The sequence below is a fragment of the Sinomonas sp. genome, from assembly GCF_051955515.1.
In the GTDB taxonomy this organism is placed as follows: domain Bacteria; phylum Actinomycetota; class Actinomycetes; order Actinomycetales; family Micrococcaceae; genus Sinomonas.
In genome coordinates, this window is record NZ_JBQCGQ010000006.1 from 1 (window position 1) to 11,788 (window position 11,788).

10 protein-coding genes and 1 pseudogene are annotated in these 11,788 nt (G+C 67.4%); 6 read left to right on the forward strand and 5 right to left on the reverse strand.

Going from position 1 to position 11,788, the window contains the following annotated elements; translation table 11 throughout:
• Positions 1-273: 273 nt before the first annotated feature.
• The 3 genes from mmsB to ACTHL9_RS00400 form a co-directional block, all read right to left on the reverse strand.
• Complete coding sequence (mmsB, locus tag ACTHL9_RS00390) at positions 274-1,182, reverse strand: 3-hydroxyisobutyrate dehydrogenase (RefSeq protein ID WP_440516648.1); 909 nt, start codon at positions 1,180-1,182, stop codon at positions 274-276.
• 5 nt (positions 1,183-1,187) lie between these two features.
• A complete protein-coding gene (locus ACTHL9_RS00395) occupies positions 1,188-2,687 on the reverse strand; it encodes a CoA-acylating methylmalonate-semialdehyde dehydrogenase (RefSeq protein ID WP_440516649.1) in 1,500 nt (499 codons plus the stop codon).
• A 384-nt stretch (positions 2,688-3,071) separates the two neighbouring features.
• On the reverse strand, positions 3,072-3,713 hold the full coding sequence (locus ACTHL9_RS00400) for a metal ABC transporter ATP-binding protein (protein WP_440516650.1): 642 nt from the start codon (positions 3,711-3,713) through the stop codon (positions 3,072-3,074).
• A 52-nt stretch (positions 3,714-3,765) separates the two neighbouring features.
• On the opposite strand from ACTHL9_RS00400, the gene aztB reads away from it, so the two are divergent.
• The 5 genes and pseudogenes from aztB to ACTHL9_RS00425 all read left to right on the forward strand — a co-directional run.
• Positions 3,766-4,626, forward strand: a complete 861-nt coding sequence (gene aztB / locus ACTHL9_RS00405; RefSeq protein WP_440516651.1) for a zinc ABC transporter permease AztB — start codon at positions 3,766-3,768, stop codon at positions 4,624-4,626.
• On the forward strand, positions 4,623-5,873 hold the full coding sequence (locus ACTHL9_RS00410; protein WP_440516652.1) for an ABC transporter: 1,251 nt from the start codon (positions 4,623-4,625) through the stop codon (positions 5,871-5,873). Before aztB ends, ACTHL9_RS00410 begins: the two co-directional genes overlap by 4 nt.
• Positions 5,870-6,805: a zinc ABC transporter substrate-binding protein AztC gene (gene aztC, locus ACTHL9_RS00415; RefSeq protein WP_440516653.1), complete on the forward strand. Its 936-nt coding sequence runs from the start codon at positions 5,870-5,872 to the stop codon at positions 6,803-6,805. The genes ACTHL9_RS00410 and aztC overlap by 4 nt, the downstream gene beginning before the upstream one ends.
• Positions 6,802-7,998 carry a zinc metallochaperone AztD gene (gene aztD, locus ACTHL9_RS00420; protein ID WP_440516654.1) on the forward strand — a complete coding sequence of 399 codons (1,197 nt, stop codon included), beginning with the start codon at positions 6,802-6,804 and terminating at the stop codon, positions 7,996-7,998. The genes aztC and aztD overlap by 4 nt, the downstream gene beginning before the upstream one ends.
• Positions 7,999-8,023: 25 nt before the next feature.
• A pseudogene (locus tag ACTHL9_RS00425) lies at positions 8,024-8,281 on the forward strand (hypothetical protein); the annotation flags it as partial.
• Here ACTHL9_RS00425 and ACTHL9_RS00430 read toward each other — a convergent pair.
• Positions 8,162-9,076 carry an aminodeoxychorismate lyase gene (locus ACTHL9_RS00430; RefSeq protein ID WP_440516655.1) on the reverse strand — a complete coding sequence of 305 codons (915 nt, stop codon included), beginning with the start codon at positions 9,074-9,076 and terminating at the stop codon, positions 8,162-8,164. The pseudogene ACTHL9_RS00425 and the gene ACTHL9_RS00430 overlap by 120 nt on opposite strands.
• Before the next feature lie 22 nt (positions 9,077-9,098).
• On the opposite strand from ACTHL9_RS00430, the gene cls reads away from it, so the two are divergent.
• Positions 9,099-10,568 (forward strand): cardiolipin synthase, encoded by a 1,470-nt coding sequence (gene cls, locus ACTHL9_RS00435; RefSeq protein ID WP_440516656.1) that lies wholly within the window; start codon positions 9,099-9,101, stop codon positions 10,566-10,568.
• 70 nt (positions 10,569-10,638) lie between these two features.
• Here cls and ACTHL9_RS00440 read toward each other — a convergent pair.
• Positions 10,639-11,788 (reverse strand): anthranilate synthase component I family protein (locus ACTHL9_RS00440; RefSeq protein WP_440516657.1); only part of this gene is annotated, 1,150 nt, incomplete at its 5' end.

Consider the following 11,788-nt stretch of genomic DNA (forward strand, 5'->3'; position numbering starts at 1 on the left):
GCGCGGCCTGGGCAGGACAACCCGTGCGCGTCCTCTACGACGAATGCAGCATCGCGTTCTACGACGAGCGCGGCACCGAGATCCTCACCCACCCCAGACCCCCCGAGGGCACCCGCTTCGTCCCCCGCAGCGGCCTCAAACACCCCGCACCCACCCAACCGTCCACACTCACCTGAGACATGAAACGTCCACACTCACACGAGACACCAACCGTCCACGATCACCTGAGACATGACACGCCTTGAAAGAGAATTATCTGTACCCGAAAGGGCTTCAGCGGCCGGAGCGGTCCCGGATGTCGGTGATGATGCCGGAGAAGTCGCGTTGGGCGCCCCCGTGCTCGAGGAACTCGTCGTACATCTTTGCGGCGAGCGGGCCGATCTGGGCGGCCACCCCCGTGCTTGCGATGGCCTGGAGCGCGAGGTGGAGGTCCTTCGCCATGAGGGCGCCGGTGAAGCCGGGCTCGTAGTTGCGGTTCGCTGGGCTCGTGGGGACAGGGCCGGGAACCGGGCAGTTGGTGGTGAGCGCCCAGCACTGGCCGGAGGCGTGGGCCGCGACGTCGAAGAGGACCTCGTCGGTGATTCCGAGCTTCTCGCCGAGGACGAAGGCCTCGCACACGGCGATCATCGACGCACCCAAGATCATGTTGTTGCAGACCTTCGCGGCCTGGCCGGACCCGTGGCCGCCGCAATGCACCACCCGCTTGCCCATGAGCTCAAGGAGGGGGCGCACCTGGTCGAAGTCGCCGTCGTCCGCTCCAACCATGAAGGTGAGGGTCGCGCCCTCGGCGCCCACCACGCCACCTGAGACCGGAGCGTCGACGAACCGGTGACCCGCGTCGGTGGCGGCCGCGGCGGCCTCGCGCGCCTCGTCGACGTTGATGGTCGAGCAGTCCAGGAACAGCGTCCCCGGCCCCGCGCCCGCGAGCAGGCCCTTCTGGCCCTCGGTGCCGCGGTAGAGGTCGAGCACCTGCTGGCCCGCTTGGAGCATCGTCAGAACGATCGACGCGCCGTCCGCGGCCTCCTGCGCCGAGCCGGCCACCTCGACGCCGCGCGCCCTGGCGGCGTCCGCCGCCGCAGGGAAAGGATCGAAGCCGACCACCTCCTGGCCCGCTGTGACGAGATTTCCCGCCATCGGGCCGCCCATGTGCCCGAGCCCGAGGAACGCGATTCGACCGGTCATCTTCGCTAGCTCCCTTCCGGCATCACGAAGTGCGCGCCCTGGCGGATGCCCGAGGGCCAACGGCTCGTGACGGTCTTGGTCTTCGTGTAGAAACGGAACGCGTCCGCGCCGTGCTGGTTGAGGTCCCCGAAGCCGGAGGCCTTCCAGCCGCCGAAGGTGTAATAGGCGATCGGAACCGGGATGGGAACGTTGACCCCGACCATCCCCACCTCGACGCGGCTCGCGAAGTCCCGGGCGGAGTCGCCATCGCGCGTGAAGATCGCAACGCCGTTGCCGTACGGGTTCTCGCTGCAGAGCCGCAGGGCTTCCTCGTAGTCCTCGGCACGGACCACACTGAGCACCGGGCCGAAGATCTCGTCGCGGTAGATCCGCATGTCCGGGGTGACGCGATCGAACAGCGTGGGGCCGACCCAGAAGCCGTCGTCGTAGCCCTCGACCTTCAGGCCCCGCCCGTCCGTCACCAGCGCGGCGCCCTCCTCGACCCCCGACGCGATGTAGCCCTCGATGCGTTCCTTCGCCATCGGCGTCACCACCGGGCCGAAGTCGGTGTCCTTGTCCAGGCTCGGGCCCACACGGAGGCCCTGAATGCGCTCCTGCAGCGCGGCGATCAGCCTGTCCGCCGTATCCTCGCCCACCGGAACCGCGACTGAGATGGCCATGCACCGCTCGCCTGCGGAGCCGTAGCCCGCGCCGATGAGGGCGTCGGCGGCCATGTCGAGGTCAGCATCCGGCATGATCACCATGTGGTTCTTCGCGCCGCCGAAGCACTGGGCGCGCTTGCCGTGGGCGGCCGCCGTCGCATAGATGTACTGGGCGATCGGCGTCGACCCCACAAAGCCGACCGCCTTCACGTGCGGGTCCTCGAGCAGGGTGTCCACGGCCTCCTTGTCGCCGTTGATCACGTTGAAGACGCCGTCCGGAAGGCCAGCCTCCGTCAGCAGTTCGGCGAGCCGAAGCGGGACCGAAGGGTCTCGTTCCGACGGCTTGAGGATGAAGGCGTTTCCGGCGGCCAAGGCCGGCCCCGACTGCCAGAGCGGGATCATGGCCGGGAAGTTGAAGGGCGTCATCCCCGCGACGACCCCGAGGGGCTGGCGCAGCGAGTGGACGTCGATTCCCTGGCCGACGCTGTCCGAGAACTCGCCCTTCAGCAGATGGGGCGCGCCGGCCGAGAACTCGACCACTTCGATACCGCGCTGCACGTCGCTGCGCGAATCCGCGAGGGTCTTGCCGTGCTCGCGGGAAAGGAGTTCGGCGAGTTCGTCGATGTTCTGATTCACCAAGTCGACGAACTTGAGCAGGATCCTCGCCCGACGCTGCGGGTTGAGCGCCGCCCATTCCTGCTGGCCCTTCTCCGCGCTGGCGATGGCGGTTCGGACCTCGTCCGCGCTGGCAAACGGCACCCTGCCTTGGACCTGACCGGCGCACGGGTCGTAGATGTCCCCGTACCTTCCGGACGTGCCTTCGACCCGTTGCCCTCCGATGTAGTGGGAAAGCTCGTACACCACGACGAACGCTCCTTCGCATCCAGTCCGGCTGTGATCCACGTCTCGTTGGCGGGACCTAGGACCGAACATACTCGGACTTCCAAGTAGTTTCCAGACCAGCGCCGAGGTCGGGTGGTGTGGGGCTGAGGTCGGGTGGTGTGGCGCTGAGGTCGGGTGGTGTGGGGCCGAGGTCGGGTGGTGTGGTGCTGAGGTCGGGTGCGGTGGCGCCGAGGTTGGGTGCGGTGGCGCTGAGGTCGGGTGGTGTGGTGCTGTCGCTACAGGCCTGTGCCCGTCCTTAAGCACGACGACGACCGGCGGCTATCGTCTGCAAATCGCCGCCGGGGTGATCTCGCCCTCGCGGGACCCGACTTCGGCGTCGAACAGGTCCTCCCGCGCCAGAGGCTCTCAGGAGAGGACGAGCCCTCGTTCCAGCCGAATGACGTGGTCAGCTGCCGCGATGTCGGCACCATTATGAGTGACGCAGAGGACAGCGGTGCCGCGTTGGGCCTCCTCGGCGAGGATTCGGCGGGCACGCGTCTGGCTCTCAGCATCAAGCCCCGCGGAAGGCTCGTCCAGAATAAGGATCTCGGCTGAGCGCGCGAGCCCCTGGGCGAGCAGAACCCGTTGGCGCTGGCCGCCTGAGAGGGCTGAGAAGGGGCGACGCTCAAAGCCGTCCATCTCCACGCGCGCGATTGCCTGGCGCACCAACCGAGCTCGTGCGCCGGCGGACCGTGGGCCGCGCCAATACCGCCGGTCACCCCACGTGCCCATCGTGACTACATCGCGGACGGTGACCGAGAGCGCTTCGGGCACAGCAGGCCGTTGCACGACGAGTGCGACATCCGCCGCTCGTTCAACGACACCTCTGTGTGGGCTGCGCACTCCCGAGAGAAGTTCCACGAGCGTGGATTTGCCTGCGCCGTTAGGGCCGGTCAGTGCGGTTACAGCTCCCCAAGGGATCTCAACGCTCACACGCTCGAGCACCTTGTTGCCACCGAAGGCGTAGAACAAGCCCTCTCCACGGATCGCTGGGTGCAGTGTGGTCATTCTGATTCCCTTCGTTTTGATAATGATTCTTATTAACCTTAGACTCCCAGTTATGCCCTCGCTCGCCGAACCTCCGGTCGCCGACTTCCTCGTGCGCGCACTGGCCGGCGGATTGCTGGCCGCGCTGATCTGCGGGGTCGTGGGCACGTGGGTGGTCATCCGCGGGATGGCCTTCTTCGGAGAGGCGATCGGCCACGGGATGCTGCCCGGCGTCGCCGTCGCAACCGTGCTCGGCATTCCGGTCCTTGCCGGTGGTGCGCTCAGCGCAGTCGCCATGAGCGTGCTGATCGGGCTCCTGCAGCGGCGCGGCCGGCTCTCATACGACACGAGCATCGGACTTCTGTTTGTCGGAATGCTCTCGCTCGGGGTGATCGTCGTCTCGCACTCCCGCAGTTTCGCGAGAGACGCCACCGTCATGCTGTTCGGCGACATTCTTGCGATCGGCATGAGCGAGATCCTCGTACTAGCGGTGACGGCCGCGCTGACAGTAGCGGTCGCCGTCGCATTCCACCGGTCGTTCGTGGCCGCCGCGTTCGATGTGCGGATTGCCCACGCTCTCGGGCTCCGGCCGCAGCTCGCGAAACTGCTGCAGGTGGGCCTGGTCACGCTGGCCGTCGTGGCGTCGTACAAGGCCGTGGGGTCACTCTTGGTGGTCGGCCTCCTGCTTGCGCCGGCGGTGGCGGCAAGTCCCTGGACCACCCGCATCCCTCTCAGGATGTGCGCTGCCGTCGGATTTGGTAGCGCCGCCGTCGTTCTCGGTCTGCTCGTCTCCTGGTACGCGAACACTGCCGCGGGCGCCTCGATCGCCGCGCTGGCGATCCTCCTCGCGCTCTCCTCCGCCGTTGCGCGCCGGCTCTGGGAGCGAGTCCGACTTCAGCCGCCGATCGACCGCAAGAGGGAAAGGCACCTATGAATCCTCGTCGTATCGCAGCCGCACTCCCAGTGCTGCTGCTCGTCGCCTTGTCCGCATGCTCGAATGCCGATCCATCCGGCCGGCTGCCTCCGAGCTCAGCAACGCCGTCCGGTGCGGGCCACGGGGCAGTCACTGGCGCATCGGAAGTGGCCGAACCCCAGCTGCACCTCGTCGCCATTGACGGCACCGGCAACGTCGGGATGCTCGATCTACTGGGGAACGGTGAGACGAAGCTTGGCACCGTTGCGCCCCCGGCGGCGACCGCGACCGACGGTCGCTATGTCTTCACTACGACTCCGAAAGGAGTCGAAGTCATCGACAGCGGCGTGTGGACCTGGGACCACGGGGACCATTTCCATTACTACCGGGCCACGCCGGAGCTGCTCGGGAGTGTCCGCGGCGGGGGATCGCCGGCGGTCACTACCGGCCCGCTATCCACTGCCGGCGGAACTGGGCTGTTCTTCCCCGAGTCGGGGGAGGCCGTGCTCCTCGACAATACTTCCCTCTCTCGTGGAGAGATCAGGGAGAGGTTTCGGATCGAGGTGACGCCGCACGCGGGGCTCGTTGCTCCTGTCGGCGACGGGGCAGTCGTGACGACAGCGGACGCCGCTGGAACCCCCGCAGCATTGCAGTACTACGACGCCGACGGGAAGCCTGTCGCGGGCGCCCGGGCTGATTGCCCCGGCATTCATGGCAGCATCGTGACGCGCGTCGGCACGGTGATCGGCTGTGCCGACGGTGCGATCCTGGTCACGGGGTCAGGGGACAAGCCCGTGCTCGAGAAGGTCCCGTATCCGGACTCGGCGCCATCCGGTGTGGCCACGAGGTTCGATTCGCGCAAGGGACGCCCGACCGTGGCAGGGCTGGGGGAGCCCTCTGGCGTGTGGCTGCTGAGCACGCGCCAACGCTCCTGGCAGTGGCTGCCGACCCAGACCCCGATGGTGCGCGCCGCCGCGGTTGATGATTCGAGAGGGCACATCGTCACCCTCGATGCCGGAGGCCGGGTCCACGTGTATCTCGCGAAGACAGGCGAAGAGGTTGGCGTCACGGAGCCACTTCTGTCGAAAACCATCTCCACCGCCCCGTCGCTCGAGACCGTGACCCTCACGGTCGACGCACAACGCGCCTACCTGAACGCTCCCGCCGAAGGCGTGGTCTACGAAATCGACTTTGCCGACAAGGCTCGGATTGCTCGGACGCTCTCACCTTTCGTGCGGCCGGTCTTCATGGCGGAGGCCGGTCGATGAGGCGCCTCCTCGCCCTCGCGCTAGTCGTGGTGTCGGTGTGTCTGGCTGGCTGCGCCCCAGTCCGGACGTCCGAGAAGCCGCAGATCATGGTGACCACCAACATCTTGGGCGACGTCGTGCAGCACCTCGTCGCCGATCAGGCCGATGTGACAACGCTCATGAAACCGAACGCTGACCCGCATTCGTTCGAGATCTCCGCGCAGCAGGCCGCGCAGATGGGCCAGGCGGACCTCATTGTCGCCAACGGACTCGGCCTCGAAGAAGGTCTTCAACAGCATCTGGATCGCGTGGAAAGCGCGGGCGAAAAAGTGTTCACCGCTGGAGATCATCTGACGCCACTTCCGTATTCTTCTGGTGACGCTGAAGGAACGCCCGACCCGCATTTCTGGACTGACCCCGCGCGAATGATCCAGGTCGTGAGGGCGTTGGAGGGACGGCTTTCCGGCATCCGTGGCATCGAGCCGAGCGTCCTCGCGGAGCGGGCTGCGACGTATCGCGACAAACTCCAGCACCTCGACCGCGACATGGGTGAGTCTTTTGCAGCAATACCCCCTGCCCAGCGCGCGCTCGTCACCAACCACCATGTCTTCGGCTACCTCGCCGATCGGTTCAAATTCCGCGTCATCGGCGCCGTCATCCCGGGTGGCACGACACTCGCCGCCCCGAGCGCAGCGGACCTGCGCGCTCTCGCCGAAGCGATCAAGCAGGCCGGCGTGCCCGCGATCTTCGCCGAAACCTCGCAACCGGACCGGCTTGTCCAGGTGCTTGCCCGAGAGGCTGGGGTCGCCGTCGACGTCGTCGCCCTCTACACCGAATCCCTCTCTGAACCCGGGCAGGCCGCAGAGACCTATCTCGCGATGATGCGCACCAACGCCGACCGAATCACCACAGCACTCACCAAAGAAGCCGCACCCCAGAGAGGAACACCATGAAAACATCACGATCTGCCCGCATTGCGGGCGCCGCAGCCACCGCCGCCGCAGCGCTCGCCCTGAGCTCGTGCGCCAGCACAGCTCCAGGAAGCCCCGCAGCCTCCGCGTCGCCGACGGCGGAGACAACCGGACGGGTGGCCATCACCTACAAGAGCGGCATCGCGGTGCTGGATAGCGAGACGCTCAAGGTCGTTGAGACCTTCCCCACCGAGGACTTCACCCGCGTCAATGGCGTCGGCGACGGACGGAACGTCCTCGTCACGACGTCAAGGGGATTCCAAGTCCTCGACACCGTGAAGCCCGCGCTCACCGACTCGGTATTCAACGCCACGGCTCCCGGCCACGTGGTGCGCCACGCCAACAACACCGTCCTCTTCGACGACGGAACCGGCACCACGACGATCTTCGGCACCGACGCACTGCTGAATAGCGGAGGCAAACTGCCCAAAGCCGAGACCTACACAGCAGCGGCGCCACACCACGGCGTCTCCATCCGACTCAGTGACGGCACGCTGCTCACCACAGTCGGGGACAAGGCGGGGCGCACCGGTGCCGCCGCACTCCGCCGGAACGGCGAAACATGGGAAAAGGTCACCGAGAACAATCAGTGCCGGGGAATTCACGGTGAGGGCGCAGCGGCCGACGAAGCCGTCATCTTCGGCTGCGAAGACGGCGCACTGCTCTACCATCACGGGACGTTCCACAAATTCACCGCGCCGGACGCATACGGCCGCATGGGCAACGCCTACGTCTCGGAAGCAAGCCCAGTCATCGTCGGCGACTACAAGAACAATCCGGATGCTGAAGGCTATCTGCTGAACGCCGTCACTCTCATCGACACTGCAAAACAGAGCTACAAGGTGGTGAATCTGCCGAATGACGTCCGGTACACGTGGCGCGATATCGCCCGTGGCACAAATGGCCTCGCCTACATTCTTTCCACAGACGGATCGATCCACGTTCTCGATCCGGCTTCGGGAGAAATCGTCAAGAAATACCCCGTCATTGCGCCCTGGGAAGGGCCCAGCCATTGGCAGGACCCGCACCCTGCGATCGCCGTGAAAGGCACCACCGGCTACATCACCGAACCCGCCACGAGCACCGTGCGCGCCATCGACCTCACGAGCGGAGCCGAACTCGGGTCGGTGAAGCTGTCGGCGCCACCGAACGAAATCACCGTGGCGCAGGGGTGACCTCGGCGTCGGGGCCCCGACTTCGGCGGTGGGGGCCCCGACTTCGGCGGTGGGGGCCCCGACTTCGGCGGTGGGGGCCCCGACTTCGGCGGTGGGGGCCCCGACTTCGGGGGTGGGCGCCCCGACTTCGGGCGCAGGCGCCCCGACTTCGGCGGTGGGGAGCCTAGGCGATGCGGTCGAAGAGCGCCGCGAGTTCCTCGGTGAGCCTCTCCCGCAGGGCCGAGTCAGAGCCGATCGACTTGCCGTCGATGTGGTTCACGGGCGTGAGGAGGCGGACGGATGAGATGAGCCAGACGGCGTCGGCGTCGAACAGGTCATCGGGCTCAAGCGGCCCGTACCCGAGCTCCCAACCGGCCTCCTTCGCGGCAGCGAACAACGCTCCCTGCGAGGTGCCCGGCAGGATCCCGGAATCCAGCTGGGGGGTGACGAGCCTCTTCAAGGTCATGTGGCCGTCGTCGTCCGTCTCTGCGTGGGCGACCAGAACGGTCGAGGTGGGGCCCTCGAGAACCTTGCCGTCGGACGAGGTGAAGATGACGTCGTCGGCGCCGCGCTCGTGGGCGTGGCGCAGGGCGGCCATGTTGACGGCGTAGCTGAGGGTCTTGGCGCCGAGGAGGAGCCAGGGGGCGCGTTCGGCGATGGCGGAGTCGTAGCCCCGGTCGAGGAGCAGGACGTCGACGCCGTGCTCGCGCTGCCGCTTGGCCGTGGGCGCGGGCGGGAATGCGGCGACCCAGCACGTGGGAGTGTGCGTGCCCTCGATCCCGCGGGTGACCACGAGCCGGACGACCACCTCGTCGAGGACCCCGATCTCGCGCTGGTACTCGGCGAGGGACGTGACGATGGCGCGTTCCCACGCCTCGTGGTCCGGAACCTCGAGGCCGAGCATCCGCGCGCTCGAGTTGAGGCGATTGAGGTGCGCGGGCAGCTTCCTGACGTGACCGTCGAGCACGAGGAGGGTCTCGAAGGCGCCGTCGCCGCGTGTCACACCGAGGTCGGTCGCGTACAGCGTCGGCTTGCTGGCGTCCTCGACGCGTCCGTCCGGATACGCAGGGTCAAGGAACACGAGCACGGTGTGAGTCATGGAGACAGCTTAGGCTGTGCGCATGCTGTTCCAGCTGCCGCTCGTGGGCCTCCTGCCGGACTGGGCGACCCTCATGCTCGCGGTCATCGACCTCGTGATCCGGGTGACCGTCGTCGGCATCATCCCCGGCAACCGCCGTCCGACCACCGCCATGGCCTGGCTCCTTGCCATCTTCTTCATCCCGACGGTGGGCCTCCTCCTGTTCCTCATGTTCGGCAATTTCCGCCTGTCGGGGAACCGCCGCGAGCAGCAGCAGGAGGTCGACAACCGTGTTCGGGCCACTCTGGCGCGATCCGACGACGTCGATACCAGCTTCCCCGGGGCCGAATGGCTTCATTCTGCCGCGGAGCTCAATCGCCGGCTCGGTTCGCTCCCGATGGTCAACGGCAACGAGGTGCGGCTGATCCCCGGCTATGAGGACGCCCTCAAGGAGATGGCCGAGGCGATCCGTGGGGCGAAGCGCTTCGTCAACGCGGAGTTCTACATCGTGAGCTGGGATGAGCTGACCGACGAGGTGTTCACAGCCCTCCACGACGCCGCCGAGCGCGGAGTCGAGGTTCGGCTCCTCTTCGACCACATCGGCACCGCCCGCATCAATGGCTACCGCGACCTCCTCCGGCGCCTCCGCGCCTCGAAGATCGAGTGGCGCCGTGTGCTTCCGCTCCTTCCGCTGCTGGGCCATTGGCGCCGTCCGGACCTGCGGAACCACCGCAAGATCCTGGTGGTCGACGGCGAGACCGCCTTCACCGGTTCGCTCAACCTGATCGAGCGGTCCTACCGGAACCCTCGGCACCGGCGCGTAGGACGGAAGTGGGTGGAGCTCATGGCCCGGCTCGAGGGGCCCGTAGTGACGACGCTCAATGTCGTCTTCGCTACCGACTGGCTCAGCGAGACCGGCAACCTTCTCGCCGAGCAGATGGAACCGCCCGCCTCCGTCGGGGAGAATCCGGCTCAGGTGGTCCCGAGCGGTCCCGCGTTCGCCAACGAGAACAACCTGCGCCTCTTCAACACGCTCATCTACTCGGCCCAGCACCGTCTCTCGATCTGCAGCCCGTACTTCGTGCCGGACGACTCGCTCCTGTACGCCGTGACCACGGCGGCCCAGCGCGGCGTGGACGTTGAGCTCTTCGTCTCGGAGCAGGGCGACCAGTTCCTGGTGCACCACGCCCAGCAGTCCTATTACGAGCAGCTGCTCACGGCTGGCGTGAAGATCTACCGGTACCCCAAGCCGTACGTCCTCCATTCCAAGCACTTCACCGTCGACGACGACGTGGCGGTCCTCGGCTCCTCCAACATGGACATGCGCTCGTTCTCCCTCAACTTGGAGGTGTCGCTCATGCTGCCGGGGGCCTCGATCGTGGCGCAGATGCGGCAGGTTGAGGACATGTACCGGAAGGTCAGCATCCCTCTGGACCTTGGCGCCTGGCGCAGCCGGGGGATCCTCAGCCGGTACGTGGACAACGTCGCTCGGTTGACTGCGACGGTTCAGTAGGCCTTCCGGCCGCGCTCCTGTCCGCTTGTGAATTCCCGATCAGTCAGAACCGCGGCGTTGTGGCGCAAGGTCAGCCGGGAAACTCGGACCCGAGCGCGCTGAGGACCCCGAACGCTTTGGCGCGGATCTCGTCGTGCTCTGCGTCGGGGTCGGAATCGGCGACGACGGCGCCGCCCACCCCGAGCGAGAGCCGCATGCCGCCGTCGGGCGTGCCTTCGAGGACGAGGGTTCGGATTACCACCGAGAGGTCGGCCGCACCTGTCCGGGAGAAGTAGCCGATCGCGCCCGAGTACACGCCGCGGGGCCCTGCCTCGAGGCGGTCGAGGATGTCCATGGTGCTGATCTTCGGGGCACCCGTCATGGATCCGGGCGGGAACGCCGCGGCGACGGCCTCGGCGCGGGAGGCCCCGGGACGGAGCCGCGCGTCAACGGTGCTGACGAGCTGGTGGACGGTCGCGTAGGTCTCGACGGCGAACAGCCGCGTGACGGCCACGGAGCCCGGGACCGCAAAATGGCTCAGGTCGTTCCGCAGAAGATCCACGATCATGAGGTTCTCCGAGCGGTCCTTCTCGTTCGCCGCGAGTTCGGCGATCACCCGGGCATCCTCGGCTGGCTCCGCGTCGGGAGCGCGGCGGCGCGTGCCCTTGATCGGCTCGGCCCGGAGGGCGCCGTCCGCCGAGATGCGGAGGAAACGCTCCGGCGACGAACTTGCGATCGAGAGCTCCCCGAAACGCGCGAACGCCGCGAACGGCGCGGGGCTGCGGCGCCGCAGCGTGCGATAGACGGACCAGGGGTCGACGGCGGGCTGGGCGCCGGACGTCGGCGGAACATTGGCTTCGAGGGTGGTCGTGAGGCACACCTCGTAGGTGTTTCCCTCGGCGATCTCGGCCTTCGCGGCGCGCACCTTCGCGCGGTAGGCGTCGCCGTCGTCCCGCGCGGCGAACGCCGGCCCGCCGCCAGCACCCGCCGAGGTCGGGCCGCCTGCCGCCGAGGTCGGGTCTCCTGCCGCCGAGGTCGGGTCTCCTGCCGCCGAGGTCACCGCCCGCTCCGCATCCTCGAGCCACGCGGCGGCGTCGGGTGCGTCCAGCGCGAGAAGCCACACGTCCCGGGACTGATGGTCGAGCACGGCGGCCCGCGCCGCGAAGAGGAGTTGCGCATCGGGCACCTGAGCGTCCACATCAGCGCCGCCGCATTCCCGCTTGAGCTCGTACCCGAGATAC